Source organism: Bacillus sp. FSL R5-0585 (assembly GCF_038004545.1).
Classification (GTDB): Bacteria; Bacillota; Bacilli; order Bacillales; family Bacillaceae_G; genus Bacillus_A; species Bacillus_A cereus.
Genome location: NZ_JBBORJ010000001.1, coordinates 3,093,543 through 3,109,580, shown reverse-complemented (window position 1 = coordinate 3,109,580; position 16,038 = coordinate 3,093,543). Strand labels below are relative to the sequence as shown.

The following is a 16,038-nucleotide window of genomic DNA, read 5'->3' as shown; positions in this document are numbered from 1 at the left end:
GAGGCAAAGATGAAAACATTGTTAGAGGTAAAAGATTTACAAGTCTCCTTTGATACACATGCAGGTGAAGTACAAGCTGTACGCGGCGTTACTTTTGATTTGAAAAAAGGAGAAACATTGGCGATTGTAGGAGAATCTGGTTCAGGGAAATCAGTTACTTCTAAAGCGTTAATGGGATTAATTCCGAATCCTCCTGGACGCATTAAAAATGGTGAAATCGTATTTGAAGGTCGTGACTTAACAAAATTAACAGAAAAAGAAATGCAGCAAGTACGCGGTAAAGATATTGCGATGATTTTCCAAGATCCAATGACATCATTAAACCCAACGATGACAATTGGAAATCAAATTATGGAAGGTCTAATTAAACACCAAGGGATGAGTAAAGCAGATGCACGTAAAGTTGCTTTAGAGTTAATTGACCTTGTAGGTATTCCAAATCCAGAAGCTCGTTTAAAACAATATCCTCACCAATTCTCAGGTGGTATGAGACAGCGTGTAGTTATTGCGATGGCGTTAGCTTGTAACCCGAAATTATTAATTGCCGATGAGCCGACAACAGCGCTAGACGTTACGATTCAGGCGCAAATTTTAGAACTTATGAAAGACATTCAGCAAAAAACAGAAGCAGCAATCATTTTCATTACGCATGACTTAGGTGTAGTAGCAAACGTTGCGGACCGAGTGGCAGTTATGTACGCTGGTAAAGTTGTTGAAATTGGAACTGTAGATGAAATTTTCTACAATCCGAAACATCCATATACTTGGGGTTTAATCGCATCTATGCCAAGTTTAGATGGTTCAGAAGAAGAGTTATATGCAATCCCTGGAACACCTCCAGATTTATTGAAGCCGCCAAAGGGAGATGCTTTTGCACCACGTAACCCACAGGCACTGAAAATTGACTTTGAAATGGACCCACCTTTATTTAAAGTAAGTGATACGCACTATGCGGCAACTTGGTTACTTCACGAGCAAGCTCCAGAAGTAAAACCGCCGGCAGTCGTTGAAAGACGCATTCTTCAAATGAAAGCAGGTGAACAACATGACTAAACAACGTGAGAAATTAATTGAAGTAAAAAATGTAAAGCAACACTTCGACGTGAGTGGTGGTGTTGTCAAAGCGGTTAATGATATTTCATTTGATATTTACCGCGGAGAAACATTTGGTCTGGTAGGAGAATCGGGTTGTGGTAAATCGACAACTGGAAGAACGATTATTCGTTTATATGATGCAACTGCTGGTGAAGTATTGTTCGATGGTGAAAATGTACATGGTAAGAAATCACGCGCAGAACTGAAGAAATTCAACCGTAAAATGCAAATGATTTTCCAAGATCCATACGCATCATTAAATCCTCGTATGACAGTAGGGGATATTATCGCGGAAGGTATTGATATTCACGGATTAGCGAAAAGTAAAAAAGAGCGCATGGACCGTGTTCATGAACTATTAAACACAGTTGGTTTAAATAAAGAGCACGCAAACCGTTTCCCACACGAATTCTCAGGTGGACAACGTCAGCGTATCGGTATTGCTCGAGCGCTTGCTGTAGACCCAGAATTTATCATTGCCGATGAGCCGATCTCAGCACTTGACGTATCGATTCAGGCGCAAGTTGTAAACTTACTGAAAAAGTTACAAAAAGAAAAAGGTTTAACATACTTATTCATCGCCCATGATTTATCAATGGTAAAATACATTAGTGATCGTATTGGTGTAATGTACCGTGGCCAAATCGTTGAGTTAACAACAAGTGATGAATTATATGCAAATCCAATTCATCCATATACGAAATCACTATTGTCAGCGATTCCACTTCCAGATCCAGATTATGAGCGCAATCGTAAACGTATCGTATATGATCCATCACAGCATAATTATGGTAGTGAGGCACCAACAATGCGTGAAATTCGCCCAGGACATTTCGTACTATGTTCGGAAGCGGAGTACAAGAAATATAAAGAGATTTATCAATAAGAAAAAGAGCCATTCTTCTGTTATGGAAGGATGGCTCTTTTTCTACTATATAAAAGAATTGTATACATTTGTCGGTCAGTCGATATATTTAAAGAATCGCCGATATAAATCTCATGTATCATTAGTGATATCCATATGCAAAATTACTGAACTTGAACAGAAACATTCTCCTCTTGTTCTTCAGGTTTAACAAGTGCATAACGCTCCCACGCTCTACTTTTCCAGCGGAAGAACATAATAATGGCACGTGTCCATTCGTCGATGGCGATTGCTAGCCAAATACCAACGAGCCCCATATCTAAATGAAAGGCGAAAAAGTAACCTAGTGGTAAACTCATTAACACCATAGAGAATGCACCGATTAAAACAGGATATTTTGCATCACCAGCTGCACGAAGCGAATTAATGATGACGATATTCATCGTACGTCCCGTTTCAAGTAGTACACTTAGTAAAAGAACACTTGCGCCTAACCCGATAATGTACGGATTATCTGTAAACAGTCCCATTAATTGTGTACGGAATGTAATAACGAGAGCGACCATACATAAAGTTACACCAATCGCCCATTTTACACTTTTCCACAAGCGTTCGTATGCTTCATCTTTTTCACCACCACCAACGAGGCGGCCAATAATAATGGCTGTTCCCATACCAATTGCAATTGCAAATAAATAAGTAAACATGGAAATGTTCGTAGCGTATTGTCTAGCGGCTAATGATTCCGTTCCTAAGTACGTTGCGTAATAAAGGAAGACGATTTGACAAGCTTGATACATCACTTGTTCAAATGCAGATGGAATGCCAATTTTTAAAATTTTCCCAATGTATTCTTTGGATAAAGTGAAGTAATATTGTAATTTCACACGATATTCCATAACGCGGTATAGTAACCAGAAGAAAACAATAAGTGCGATCAATCGACTGATAGCGGAAGAAATTGCAGCCCCTTGTACACCGAGCTCAGGAAAACCAAATTTCCCGAAAATGAGTACGTAGTTTCCAGCGATATGAATCATATTCATTCCGAGTGAAATAAACATCGCTTGCTTTGTAAAACCGTGTACACGGATAATTGCGGCTAATGAGTTAATAATAGCTTGTAGGAAGATGGCTCCTCCGACGATAGATAAGTAGTTTTGCGCATACGTTAGTACATCGCCTTGTAAGTTCATTGCGAGCATCATATGTTTCGAAAATAAAAGAAAACCAGCGCTTATAACGAGCCCAACTATTAAATTTAATGTGACGGCTAATGCTGATATTTTAGATGCTTCCATAAAGCGTTTGGAACCGAGGTATTGAGATACGACGATAGCTGCGCCGTTCCCGATGACTTCTAGTACCAAAATAGCGATATGGAGGTATTGATTCGCTGCACCAACCCCAGATACAGCATCGTCTGATAATGCACTTAACATGAAAGTATCAGCGATCCCCATTAACATAAAAAGAAAAACTTCTAGAAAAATAGGCCATGTTAATAAGAATAAACTTAATTTCTCAGTAGGCCTGTTTTTTGCCTGAATTGCTGCCATGTCCGTCCCCTCTTTACCGATATCTATTTTTAGCAAAATGTATCGTAACATACTTTCTTAACCTTTGCACTCATTTTAGCCTACATATTTTTATTATGAAGAGAGTGCTATTTTATGATAAAAACAAAAGGATAATTATACATAAAGTATTATAAGATATAAAATTCATTTTTCTCTGATAATTTAGAAAAATATAAAAAATATTGTTTTTAACACTTTAGTAAGAATAATCAGCAATATGAAACGTTTACAAAGATTTATTTTTTAACAGGAAATTTTAATGAAATAGAAATATAAATATACAAAAAATATATTTGTGTGTATAATATGAATTATTAGAACATATATATATTTCTTTCTGTTTGAAAATGAAAGGGCTAACATTTTTGTGGAGGGTGGAAGTATGAAAAAAAAGATGCCAGTTTTTGTAGTATCAACAGTAGCAATGAGCATGATGTTAGGGGCATGTAGCTACCAAAAAGATGAACCGCAAGCAAATGCTAAAGGGGATAGCGGGAAAAGCGGTGCGAAGCAAGTTATTAACTTAATTGAAACGCAAGAAATTCCAACGATGGATCCAGCGTTATCAGCTGATGCAGTTTCTTCAAGAGTAATGGGTAATACGATGGAAGGCTTATACAGTTTAGGAAAAGATGATAAGCTAGTTCCTGGTGTAGCGAAGGAATTCCAAAAATCAGAAGATGGTAAAAAATATACATTTAAATTACGTGAAGACGCAAAATGGTCAAATGGTGATCCTGTGACGGCAAAAGATTTCGTATACGCATGGCAAAGAGCGATTAACCCAGATACAGCTGCGAAATCAGCGTATATTATGTATGATATAAAAAATGCAGAGAAAATTAATAAAAAAGAGATGAGTTCGGATCAATTAGGGGTAAAGGCGATTGATGATTATACATTAGAAGTGGAATTAGATAATTCAATTCCATACCTTGTAGATTTAATGGTATATCCAATCTTCTATCCTGTGAATGAAAAGTTTGTGAAAGAGCAAGGTACGAAGTTTGGTTTGGAAGCGAATACAACGCTTTATAACGGACCATTTACATTAAGTGATTGGCAACATGAACGTAGCTTTAAAATGACAAAGAGCGCGTCATATTGGGACAATAAAGAAGTGAAGATTGAAGAAGTAAACTTTAATATTGTAAAAGATACATCTACGCCAATTAACTTATATGAAACAAATGCAATTGATCGAGCGTCGTTATTAGCGGAGTTTATTGATAAATATAAAGGAAAACCAGATTTCCAAACAGTAGAAGATACATCTGTATTCTTCCTTCGTTTAAATCAAAAAGATCCAGCTTTAGCAAATAAAAATATTCGTAAAGCAATTTCACTTGCTTTTGACCGTAAGCCATTCGTGGATACATTATTAAATAACGGTTCTAAGCCAGCAACAGGATTAATTCCTGATAACTTCATTAAAGGACCAGATAAAAAAGATTTCCGTGCTGTAAACGGGGATATTGTAAAACCAAACGTGAAAGAAGCGAAGAAATATTGGGAAGCTGGTAAAAAAGAACTTGGTAAAAATGAAATCGAATTAGAATTATTAAATGAAGATGTAGAGTTATCAAAGAAAACTGGTGAATATTTAAAAGGTGAATTAGAAAAGAATTTACCAGGTTTAACAGTAAAAATTAAACAACAACCATTCGCACAAAAACTAAAATTAGAAGATGCGGGCGATTATGTCATGTCATTCTCTGGATGGAGTGCGGACTTCCCAGATCCAATTACATATCTTGATATGTTTGTAACAGATGGGTCTCAAAATAAGATGAAGTACTCTAATCCAAAATACGATGAAATCATTATGAAGGCGAAAAAAGATGGAAGCGATGTAAATGCTCGTTGGAAGAACTTATTAGAAGCAGAAAAAATGTTACTTGATGATGCTGCGATCGTTCCAGTATATCAACGTGGTAGAGCATATTTACAAAGAGATTCAATTAAAAATATGTATAACCATAAATATGGCGGCGATTTAAGCTTTAAATGGGCGTCAGTAGAGAAATAAGAAAAAAAGCAGGTGATCGCCTGCTTTTTTTAATACGTTCGTTTCTTATAAATACCTTTTCCGCCAACTTGGTTCCAGCCAGATTGTACACCCAAACTTTTGTTAACAAACTTCATTTTTTCTTTTCCACCAAAGAGCTTTTCGCCGATGCTATTTGTAATGACACCAATCAATGCTGTTATTCCGATGATGAGGGCAGCAACTGTAATAAAATCAATAAAAAAAGCAATCATTTGAAAACTCCCCCTTTGCCTGTCTGTATGTTTATTGTATGAGATAAAAAATGAAAAAGAAAGAAATGTCAGAAAAATATTTAATTTACTTTAGAAATCGTGTAGACAGGAGGGAGGATATTTGTTAAAATAAGAACAAACGTTCCTTTTTATTCTCATTTGTATAGTCTTACATTTCTTAATTGATTTATCAAGAAAAAGTAAGAAAACGTTCTCTTTTTCATAGGGAAGATTATAGATAAATAACTATATATTATATGAAAAATCTATGAGAAGTGAGTAGTAAAAGGATTGAAAGTTATTGTTAAAGTACAGCTGAATTGAGCGTAATCATGTTACATAGCAGTGAAATGCACGGAAGAGTTTTCTCAACTAGCAGGAAATTTACTGTATATTTCTTGCAAAATCTATTGTATAATGATTATAGAAGTTACTTATTAAAAGTAATTGTTGTTTATTATAAGTTGTTGCTTACATGAAATGCGATTTTTGTACTTTTCAATAAGACAAGTTATCGCGAAAAATTGCTGAAGTTAGAAATTAAAACTGTATTTAGTACAGAATTTGTACTCTTTAAGGAGAGTGAGCTTTGTATGGTAACATTATATAGTTCTCCAAGCTGTACGTCTTGTAGAAAGGCGAAATTATGGCTAGAGGAAAATCATATTCCCTATACAGAACGTAATATTTTCTCAGATCCATTAACGATTGAGGAAATTAAAGAGATTTTACGTATGACAGAAAGCGGAACGGATGAGATTATTTCTACTCGTTCGAAAGTTTTCCAAGAATTGAATGTAAACTTAGAGTCTTTACCACTTCAAGATTTATATAAGATGATTCGTGACTATCCAGGGATTTTACGTCGTCCAATTATGATTGACGAGAAACGCCTTCAAGTTGGTTACAACGAAGACGAAATTCGTCGTTTCTTACCACGTACAGTAAGAACGTTCCAATTACGTGAAGCACAACGTCTTGTAAATTAATTATAATAATATGAAAACCTTCTACCTATTATATAGTAGAAGGTTTTTTTTAATGTTTCACATTGCGTAATCGAACTTGTTGTACGATAAAGCCGATGCATAAAATAGTGAAAATGAACAAATAAGGAATGCTTGTAGTGAAACTTGGATTGTTATGAAAAAAGGTTGCAAGTCTGTCTTCATGTGTAACCATTTTTCCTGCAGTATAGGCAAGAATCGCTGCACCGCAATAAATGAGGAATGGAAATCGTTCCATAAGTATTAAAATAAGTTTGCTGCCCCAAATAATAATCGGGATAGAAATGAGTAAGCCGATTATGACGAGTAAAAATCTCCCGTGAGCTGCACCTGCAATGGCAATAACATTATCAAACCCCATAACGAGATCCGCGAAAACAATTGTCCGCACAGCTTGAAATAAAGTTGTTTTTCCTTGAATAGAAGAAAGATCGTTGCTATTATCGGTTAATAAATTGACTGCAATTAATGTAAGTAAAACCCCGCCAATCAATTGTAGAAATGGAATGTCGAGTAAATAGACAGCTAGTATAGTAAGGACAATTCTTAGTACAATCGCTAAAAGAGTACCGATCAAAATAGCCTTATTTCGTTTCGATTCAGGTAAATTTCGGCTAGCTAGTGCGATGACGATTGCATTGTCACCACCTAATACAACATCGATACCGACAATCATTAGTACGGATGTTAAAAACTCTAAGTCCATTCGTCTGCCTCCATTTATGATGTTTTAATAAGCGAACTATATGTATGTGATGAAGAAAGTTGTTGTTAAATAATCTCTTCTAATAGAAGTTTCACTTTATTACAGTGTACGGGGGAATGTGGAAATGTATGTCCAAATTTTTTGTAAGTAAGAAATCGCTATAATAATATATTTATGTAGTTTATCGAGTAAAGATAGGTATATAACTATTTTTGTAAAATAAATCGATTTTATTTCCATTCTGGAGAATCTTATCATAAAATGAGAGTACAAGAATCTATTGATTTGTCATATGAGTGGGGAATCCCTTCATAACAATTCTAAGCAGGAAGGGAGAGTTGTATTTTGGATATTGAAAGAATTAATGATCATACGATGAAATTTTTTATTACGTACATTGATATAGAGGATAGAGGATTTAATCGTGAAGAAATTTGGTATGATCGCGAACGAAGTGAAGAGCTCTTTTGGGAGATGATGGACGAAGCTCGTGATCATGACGATTTCTTTATTGATGGACCGTTATGGATTCAAGTGCAAGCAGTCGATAAAGGGATTGAAGTACTTGTCACGAAAGCAGAGCTTTCAAAGGACGGACAAAAGCTGGAACTACCGATAGGGGTAGACAAAATTATAGATATTCCTCTAGATGAAGGCATCGAATCATTATTCCAACAAGAATTAGTCGAAGAGGTAGAAGAACAAACAGGAACAAACTTTAATGAAGATGGTACGTTTGGCTTTTTAATTAAATTTAATGATTTTGAAGATGTCATTTCATTAAGTCATCGTCTTATCTTTGAAGATATAAAAGATGAGCTGTATTCATTTGAGGACCGCTATTATGTATATGTGGAATTCGATGAAGTGCTACATGATGAAGAAGAAATCGATCGTATTTTAAGTATTATTTTAGAATATGGAGAAGAATCAACTTTAACAATTCATCGTGTAAGTGAGTATGGAAAACAAATTGTGAAAGAGCATGCGCTTGAAACGATTCGCAATAATTTTCCTGCTAAAACGTAGGCCGATTTCTGTAGTATGAAATCGGCTTTTTATATGAAGAATAGGAAAGCTTTCTTAGTTAGGAGGTAAGAGATGAAAAATACGTTAAAGCTGATTTTCTTTATACTGCTATTGTTCGCATTATTTGTTTCGTTACGTATGTTTATTGATGTAGCATTTTATTCAGATGTGATTGGGATAAAAGATGTTTCGATTTTAGGTATTATTAGTATTTTATTTACAGTATCTGCGTTTTTAATTGGTTGCGTTATTTTCTTAGAAAATCGACATCCATCTAAAACACTTACATGGTTAATTGTTTTAGGAATTTTTCCGGTATTTGGTTTCTTTGCTTATTTATTATTTGGACAAAATTTTCGAAGAAAAAGAATGTTCCAAAAGAAGGCGTTACTTGATGAACAGGCGTTTTTACAATATAAAGGGCATGAAGATTACGAAGAACGAATTTTACGCAATCATAAGCATCAAGAACTGTTATTTCGTTTAGCGGATCGATTAGGAGCTTTAAATATTTCATTTCAAACTGAAACGAGGACATTAACAAATGGAGATGAAACGTTTCGGGCTATTTTAAATGGGTTAAAACGAGCGAAACATCACATTCATATGGAATATTACATTGTGCGTGATGATAAATTAGGAACAGAAATTAAAGATATTTTAATACAAAAATCGAAAGAAGGCGTTGTTGTTCGCTTTTTATATGATGCGGTTGGAAGTTTTAAGTTATCGAAATCGTATATTGAAGAATTAAACGATGCAGGTGTAGAAATGATTCCATTCTTTCCTGTGCGCTTTCCGATTTTAAACGATAAGATTAATTATCGAAATCATAGGAAAATTGTTGTGATTGATGGGAACGAAGGGTTTGTAGGCGGATTAAATATCGGTGATGAGTATTTAGGGAAAAATAAATATTTTGGCTTTTGGCGAGATACGCATTTGTATTTACGTGGTGAAGCGGTTCAAAGTTTACAGCTTATTTTCCTTCAAGATTGGTTTTATATGACTGGGGAGGCTGTGCTAGCCCCTGAATATTTACAAGCAAAAGCAGTTGAGGGTGATCATTGGGGAGGCGTGCAGCTAGTTGCAGGTGGCCCCGATAATAAGTGGGAAACGATTAAGCATTTATATTTCGCAATGATCGCTTCTGCTCGGAAATCTATTTGGATTGCAACGCCGTATTTTATTCCGGATGATGATATTTTATCCGCATTAAAGGTTGCTGCACTTGCTGGTATTGATGTTCGTTTATTAATGCCGAGTAAACCGGATAAGCGTACTGTCTTTTACGCATCGAGATCGTACTTCCCAGAGCTTTTAGATGCAGGAGTAAAGATATATGAATACGAAAAAGGTTTTCTTCATAGTAAAATTGTCATCGTTGATTCTGATTTAGCTTCAATTGGGACAGCTAATATGGATATGAGAAGTTTTCATTTGAATTTTGAAGTAAATGCCTTTTTATATGATACAGATAGCATTCGAAAACTTGTTCAAGACTTTAAAGATGATTTAGAAGAATCAAGTGAAATTCATGGTGATCATTTTCATAAAAGACGTCTTCATAGACGAATTGTTGAATCAACGTACCGATTATTATCACCTTTATTATAAAAAGAGATGTCCGAAATTGGGACATCTCTTTTTTAAAAGGAATTTGTAACAAATTGTAGAATATAAGGAGCTGAAAGGGTGTGATTACGATATTTATCGCTAAAAGAGAAAACGGTGAAAAAATTCATTTACTCTATAATTGTAATGAAGAGCTTTTGCGCCGTATGCGTCAACAAGAACGATTCTTTTGTGTAGCTTGCGGAAAGGAAGTGCAAATGAAATTAGGGAAACAAAAAAGTTGGCATTTTGCTCATAAAAAAGTGGATTCATGTCTTGCCTTTTATGAAGCGGAATCAAAGTATCATATGCATGGTAAAGAATTGTTATATAGATGGTTCAAACGTCAAAACTTTCAGGTGGATATAGAGTACTACCTCCCAGAAATTAAGCAACGACCAGATGTTTTTGTAGAGAGGGCGGGTAGAAAAATTGCAATTGAATACCAATGTGCAAACCTCGCTATAGAGCAGCTGTACAAAAGAACATATTCGTATTGGCAAGCTGGTATACAGGTCATTTGGATCGTTGGTGGAAATCAATTGAAAAAGCAATCTGCATATTGGATGAAATTTTCCTCACTTATGGCTTTCTCCTTACAATCTTATCCTCAGCCACTTCTTATTTTCTTCTGTCCGAAACAAAAATCATTTATGAAATGTGCATTTGTCACTCCCTTTTCTACAAATGTTTTTTTCTCACATACTATATATTTACCAACTGATGCGACTACTTTTGAAATGCTTTTTTCTCCTGTTCCTTTCGGGAAAGAAAGATTGGGTGAAGAGTGGAAGAAGAGAAAGAACTACTTCCGCCAAAATGCCTTACCGATTTGGAATTATAATTATAAGTCATTATTACGCCTCTTATATCAATTTAAATGTACCCCAGCGAGCTTTCCTTCTGAAATTGGTGTTCCACTCCCTTCTGCATTTGCTTTTCAAACAAACCCATTTATATGGCAAGCTTTTCTATATATGAAGTGTATAGGGGAGCTTGCAGTGGGAGAGTGTATTTCTCTTCAATACGTGTGTAGTTATGTAAAAAGGTATACGAAAAGGCGGATACTTCCGTACTTTTCGCAGCACATATGGAAAATGGCAGTTACTGAATATATGACATTTTTATGCTATATAGGTGTTTTACGTAAAGTGGGAACTTATACGTACCGAAAAATAAGGGATGCCGTGATGTTAAAAACAGAGGAGGAAATTATGAAACATGATGAGATTTGCTTAATACATGCGCTATCTTTATTTGAGGCAAATTTTAACATGAGAGGAGGAAAAGCGGATATAATAAAGAATGATTGTGAAGGAATTACATAAGAAAAAAACGAATTGTACTTAAGTAGAGATATTTAAAGGAGGGCTTAAAGAATGTCTGAACAAAACAAAGCGAAAGCATTACCAGATCGCAACGAGATTGAAGAAGCAAGTACGTGGCGATTAGAAGATATTTTCCAAACGGATGCAGAATGGGAAAAAGAATTCGAAGCTATTAAAGAGCTATTACCGAAGTTAACTGAATTTAAAGGGAAACTTGGTGACTCTGCGGACAATTTACTTGAGGCATTGCAATATGAAGATGAAATATCAATGCGATTAGGTAAGTTATATACATATGCTCATATGCGTTACGATCAAGATACAACAAACTCTGTATATCAAGCATTAAATGATCGTGCAACAAATTTATATTCACAAGTATCTAGTAGCACAGCGTATATTGTGCCTGAAATTTTATCGATTTCAGAAGATACACTGCAAACATTCTTGAAGGAAAATAGAGATTTAAGTGTATATGAACATGCATTAGAAGAAATTACACGTCAACGCCCGCACGTATTATCAGAAGCTGAGGAAGCTTTATTAGCGGAAGCATCTGAAGTAATGAGTTCATCAAGCAATACATTCGGTATGTTGAATAACGCGGATTTAAAATTCCCATCTATTAAAGGGGAAGACGGAGAAGAAATAGAAATTACACATGGCCGTTACATTCAGTTTTTAGAAAGTGATGATCCTCGTGTTCGCAAAGATGCATTTAAAGCTGTATATGAAACGTATGGAAAATTTAAAAACACATTCGCAAGTACGTTAAGCGGAGCAGTAAAACGTAATAATTTCAATGCGCGTGTTCGTAAATATGATTCTGCTCGCCAAGCTGCACTGAGCAATAATAATATTCCGGAAGCAGTATACGATCAACTCGTTGAAACAGTAAATGACAACTTACATTTATTACACCGTTACATCGATATTCGTAAGCGTGCACTAGGACTTGATGAGCTTCATATGTATGATTTATATACACCACTTGTACCAGAAGTGAAAATGAATGTGAAATACGAAGAAGCGCAAGACCTTTTATTAAAATCTTTAAACGTACTTGGTGATGAATATGTTGATATTTTGAAAGAGGCATATGAAAATCGCTGGGTAGATGTGTATGAGAATAAAGGAAAACGAAGCGGGGCATATTCATCTGGTGCATATGGAACAAATCCGTATATTTTAATGAACTGGCATGATAATGTAAATAATTTATTTACACTTGCTCATGAGTTTGGTCATTCGGTGCATAGTTACTATACAAGAAAAACACAACCGCACGTATATGGTGATTATTCCATCTTCGTAGCAGAAGTGGCATCTACTTGTAATGAAGCACTTCTAAATGATTATTTATTAAAAACGACAGAAGATAAGAAAGAGCGTCTATATTTATTAAATCATTATTTAGAAGGGTTCCGTGGTACTGTATTCCGTCAAACGATGTTTGCAGAGTTTGAACATATTATTCATAAGAAAGTACAAGAAGGACATGCTGTTACGCCAGACATGTTAACGGAAATTTACTATGATTTAAATAAGAAATATTTCGGTGACGCTTTAGTAATCGACGAAGAGATTGGTTTAGAATGGTCTCGTATTCCACACTTCTACTACAACTATTACGTATATCAATACGCAACAGGATTTAGTGCAGCGACAGCTCTATCTAAACAGATTTTAGAAGAAGGACAACCAGCAGTAGAACGTTATATTAATGAGTTCTTAAAAGCAGGAAGCTCTGATTATCCAATTGAAGTGCTGAAAAAAGCAGGAGTAGATATGGCATCTTCTGAACCAGTAAAAGAGGCGCTACAAGTATTTGAAGAGAAATTAAATGAATTAGAAGCATTATTATTTGAAGAAAAGTAATGAAAAAAGACGAGGGATTGTATCCTCGTCTTTTTTGTTGAATAGATTCAATGTCGGTATTTGTCGAAAAAAAGGTGAATTTCTTTGTTTTTTCTAACTGAAAGGATAGCTTTACGGCTGATTTTTGAAATTAAAACCCTTTGAATCGTTTTTTATAATTGAAATAAGAGAGTGTGATAACGATGATTCCGAATAAAAGAGGTAAGGCAATAATTTTAGGAAAAGCTTGTAGTAGAGAGAGGATGTACAAGAAAAAAGAAACGATGACAGCTAGAAAGAGAAGAGCAATATAAGATTTTTTCATAAATAACCCCCCTAAATGACCTTTTTTATAGCTTATTCAAAAATGAAAACGTTTAGAATGTGACAAAAGTGTGAAATTCGACAAAAGGGGTTGTCATCTGACGTCGAATCTTGTAATATAATAAGCGTGAACGAATTCACATACAAACATATACCCCTTTGTTTGAACGTGAAAATTTCTCCCATCCCCTTTAATATTTTTATAAGCCGTAAAGAAGAAGACCTGGTGTTTACACCAGGTCTTTTTCTTTTGCTATCCATTTCCAATAACGTTCGCATTTTACTTCTATCATTTGTACTTTTCGTTTCAGTTGTAATTTTTTTAGTTCGCGTTCAATTTCTTGTTGCGGACAATCATAAATAAATGCTACTTCTTTTGAAGATATAAATTGTGTTGCTTCTAGTAACACTTCTAAAGGTGGTAATGGTTCTGGCTCAATTTCACATTTTACAAGTTCTTTCAATAATTGTACGTATACATCGTAGGAATAATTTCCAGCGATTTTAATACCTTCTTCATCTGAATTCGCATGAAAAAAGACGAGGGAAGGTATTTCTGTAATATGCATTTCATTCGTGAATTTCAAGTCACATTGGAAAGCTTTTTTTGCACTAGCAGAATGTAGATCTTTTTTAAATTCTTCTACATCAATATTGCTATCTTTCGCACATGCAAGTAATAGTTCGCAGTCAGGGTTTGATACATTTTCAAGGAAAATGTATTCTTGGAGTTTTCGCAAAAACTTCGAACCTGCTTTTCGGCCTTGCAACTCCGCTGCCTTAATTGCCATCGAAACTAAATATGGTGTTGACGATGCTTCTTGCATATGTACCTTTCCATCACATGAAAAACCTTGTAAACTGGTTGTCTTTTCCCACACAAATCGAATATTAGCAGGTTTATTCCATTTGTGTGAGGAAGCGTTCGTTCCATCCACTTTTCCTGTTACGATATGACGAATAGAGAAGTATTTCCCGTATTCAAGCCATAGTTTAATAATAAAAGGCTCAATTTCCCAGCAATCTTTACAAAGTGGATCAATAAATAAATATGCTTCTACAGACTTATGCTCGCATGCGGAAGGAGATGGCATATTTATATGCTTTGCTTCCTGCTTATCCATTACACTTCACCTGTTTCGTTTGGAGTATTAACCATATGCTGAGCGGTTAATGCTAAACGTTCAAAAACAAACTCTCTTATATGACCATGCACTCCAGTATCATCCATTGCTTGCTCCATACATGATAGCCAAGCCTCTGCTCGTTTTGGGGTAATCTCAAACGGGAGATGGCGTGCTCTTAACATAGGATGACCATGTTCTTCAGTGTACAAATTAGGACCACCTAAATATTGGGTTAAAAATTGCTTCTGCTTCCTAGCGGTTTCTGTTAAATCTTCCGGGAAGATGGGAGATAAGTCAGGGTGTTTACTGACATAGGAATAAAATGTATCTACTAATATTGCAATGCATTGTTCACCGCCAATTGCTTCAAATGGTGTCATCGGTTGCTTGCTCATCCTTTATAAACTCCTTTTTCCATGAAATGTATATCTATTGTAGCAATGGAATGTTCGAGAGGGCAAATAAACAGCCTTCTCAAAGATTCTTTGCTTATTCTACGGGTGTAACCTTTTTTAGTGAGATGTATCCACTAGTGAAACATATTCACTAGTGGAATTTTCACTTTAGCGTGCTTTGTTTTGTTTGGCAAGGAAAAAGCGTTTTACTTTGTTATTTGTATGGCGAACAGGTATGTTATGTTGCGTTAATAAATGAATAAATGCAGCTTTTCCTGTTTCTTCATCTTGCACTTCAAATTCAATTTCATAATCATCGTGATTGTAATAGAAACTATGATCAAAGACAAGCGTTCCGCCTTTAAATAATGTTTCTGCTCTTTCTGTTGTTAAACTACCCATATATGTTAAAGCAGAAACAGGAATTTGTAATTTGTGTAATTGATCTACTACTGCTCCTTGAATGATTGTGTTTGTTTCCATCATCATTTTTGCTTCGCCTTCTGTTACGACTTGATGCGTTTCTAATAAACCGATTTCTGCAGGTTGTTTCAACGTTAACGTATAAGTTGCTCCTTTATGACGAATACGAAGTGCAGAGCCAGCTTCTTTTAACGAGAAGTCAGGTGTTTCAAAGTAGTGATTCACTTGTTTTGTAAATGCTTCAATAGAAAACGATTTACATAATGTATCGAATTCTTCTTTTGTAACGATATTTTTGAATTCAATTTCAATTTCTTGTGTCATTGTATAATCTCCTTTTGAAAAATAATTCTTTACACATTATCGCTTTTTCATAAATTTGGTTCAATGTTTTATTTGTTTGCGTCCATGTTATGATACAATAAT

Annotated in this window: 15 protein-coding genes; 8 read left to right on the top strand and 7 right to left on the bottom strand. The window is 35.1% G+C overall.

All coding sequences use genetic code 11. The features are described 5' to 3' along the window. The first annotated feature begins 9 nt into the window (after nt 1-9). Complete coding sequence (locus MKY38_RS15975) at nt 10-1,053, top strand: ABC transporter ATP-binding protein (RefSeq protein WP_000854347.1); 1,044 nt, start codon at nt 10-12, stop codon at nt 1,051-1,053. Continuing rightward, a complete protein-coding gene (locus MKY38_RS15970; protein WP_000166348.1) occupies nt 1,046-1,981 on the top strand; it encodes an ABC transporter ATP-binding protein in 936 nt (311 codons plus the stop codon). Before MKY38_RS15975 ends, MKY38_RS15970 begins: the two co-directional genes overlap by 8 nt. A 143-nt stretch (nt 1,982-2,124) precedes the next feature. Here the strand turns inward: MKY38_RS15970 and MKY38_RS15965 are convergent, their stop codons facing one another. Then, nucleotides 2,125-3,570 carry an MATE family efflux transporter gene (locus MKY38_RS15965; RefSeq protein ID WP_065223868.1) on the bottom strand — a complete coding sequence of 482 codons (1,446 nt, stop codon included), beginning with the start codon at nt 3,568-3,570 and terminating at the stop codon, nt 2,125-2,127. A 352-nt stretch (nt 3,571-3,922) separates the two neighbouring features. Here MKY38_RS15965 and MKY38_RS15960 point away from each other — a divergent pair, with 352 nt between their 5' ends. Beyond that, a complete protein-coding gene (locus tag MKY38_RS15960; protein ID WP_137049845.1) occupies nt 3,923-5,569 on the top strand; it encodes a peptide ABC transporter substrate-binding protein in 1,647 nt (548 codons plus the stop codon). Nucleotides 5,570-5,598: 29 nt separating this feature from the next. Here MKY38_RS15960 and MKY38_RS15955 read toward each other — a convergent pair whose 3' ends face one another. Then, complete coding sequence (locus MKY38_RS15955; RefSeq protein WP_000559972.1) at nt 5,599-5,802, bottom strand: hypothetical protein; 204 nt, start codon at nt 5,800-5,802, stop codon at nt 5,599-5,601. A gap of 593 nt (nt 5,803-6,395) precedes the next feature. Between MKY38_RS15955 and spx the strand changes: the two genes are divergently transcribed. Continuing rightward, on the top strand, nt 6,396-6,791 hold the full coding sequence (gene spx, locus MKY38_RS15950; RefSeq protein ID WP_000258267.1) for a transcriptional regulator Spx: 396 nt from the start codon (nt 6,396-6,398) through the stop codon (nt 6,789-6,791). A 49-nt stretch (nt 6,792-6,840) separates the two neighbouring features. Here spx and MKY38_RS15945 read toward each other — a convergent pair whose 3' ends face one another. Then, the gene (locus MKY38_RS15945; RefSeq protein ID WP_065223869.1) at nt 6,841-7,515 is read right to left on the bottom strand and encodes a TerC family protein; all 675 of its coding nucleotides are present in this window, start codon (nt 7,513-7,515) and stop codon (nt 6,841-6,843) included. A 345-nt stretch (nt 7,516-7,860) separates the two neighbouring features. Here MKY38_RS15945 and mecA point away from each other — a divergent pair, with 345 nt between their 5' ends. From mecA to pepF, 4 genes are all read left to right on the top strand, one after another. Next, nucleotides 7,861-8,544, top strand: coding sequence for an adaptor protein MecA (gene mecA, locus MKY38_RS15940; RefSeq protein WP_000350713.1), 684 nt, complete (start codon nt 7,861-7,863; stop codon nt 8,542-8,544). A gap of 72 nt (nt 8,545-8,616) precedes the next feature. Continuing rightward, nucleotides 8,617-10,161, top strand: coding sequence for a cardiolipin synthase (locus tag MKY38_RS15935; RefSeq protein ID WP_000799194.1), 1,545 nt, complete (start codon nt 8,617-8,619; stop codon nt 10,159-10,161). Nucleotides 10,162-10,241: 80 nt separating this feature from the next. Next, nucleotides 10,242-11,486 carry a competence protein CoiA gene (locus tag MKY38_RS15930; RefSeq protein ID WP_341049158.1) on the top strand — a complete coding sequence of 415 codons (1,245 nt, stop codon included), beginning with the start codon at nt 10,242-10,244 and terminating at the stop codon, nt 11,484-11,486. A gap of 51 nt (nt 11,487-11,537) precedes the next feature. Continuing rightward, nucleotides 11,538-13,364 carry an oligoendopeptidase F gene (pepF, locus tag MKY38_RS15925; protein WP_341049157.1) on the top strand — a complete coding sequence of 609 codons (1,827 nt, stop codon included), beginning with the start codon at nt 11,538-11,540 and terminating at the stop codon, nt 13,362-13,364. Between the two features lie 130 nt (nt 13,365-13,494). Here the strand turns inward: pepF and MKY38_RS15920 are convergent, their stop codons facing one another. The 4 genes from MKY38_RS15920 to MKY38_RS15905 form a co-directional block, all read right to left on the bottom strand. Beyond that, nucleotides 13,495-13,668 (bottom strand): hypothetical protein, encoded by a 174-nt coding sequence (locus MKY38_RS15920; RefSeq protein WP_000750355.1) that lies wholly within the window; start codon nt 13,666-13,668, stop codon nt 13,495-13,497. A gap of 229 nt (nt 13,669-13,897) precedes the next feature. Then, nucleotides 13,898-14,791 carry a ClpXP adapter SpxH family protein gene (locus tag MKY38_RS15915; RefSeq protein ID WP_000360645.1) on the bottom strand — a complete coding sequence of 298 codons (894 nt, stop codon included), beginning with the start codon at nt 14,789-14,791 and terminating at the stop codon, nt 13,898-13,900. Continuing rightward, nucleotides 14,791-15,189 (bottom strand): globin domain-containing protein, encoded by a 399-nt coding sequence (locus MKY38_RS15910; protein WP_000043386.1) that lies wholly within the window; start codon nt 15,187-15,189, stop codon nt 14,791-14,793. Before MKY38_RS15910 ends, MKY38_RS15915 begins: the two co-directional genes overlap by 1 nt. Nucleotides 15,190-15,357: 168 nt before the next feature. Beyond that, on the bottom strand, nt 15,358-15,936 hold the full coding sequence (locus MKY38_RS15905) for a CYTH domain-containing protein (RefSeq protein ID WP_065223871.1): 579 nt from the start codon (nt 15,934-15,936) through the stop codon (nt 15,358-15,360). Nucleotides 15,937-16,038: the final 102 nt, after the last annotated feature.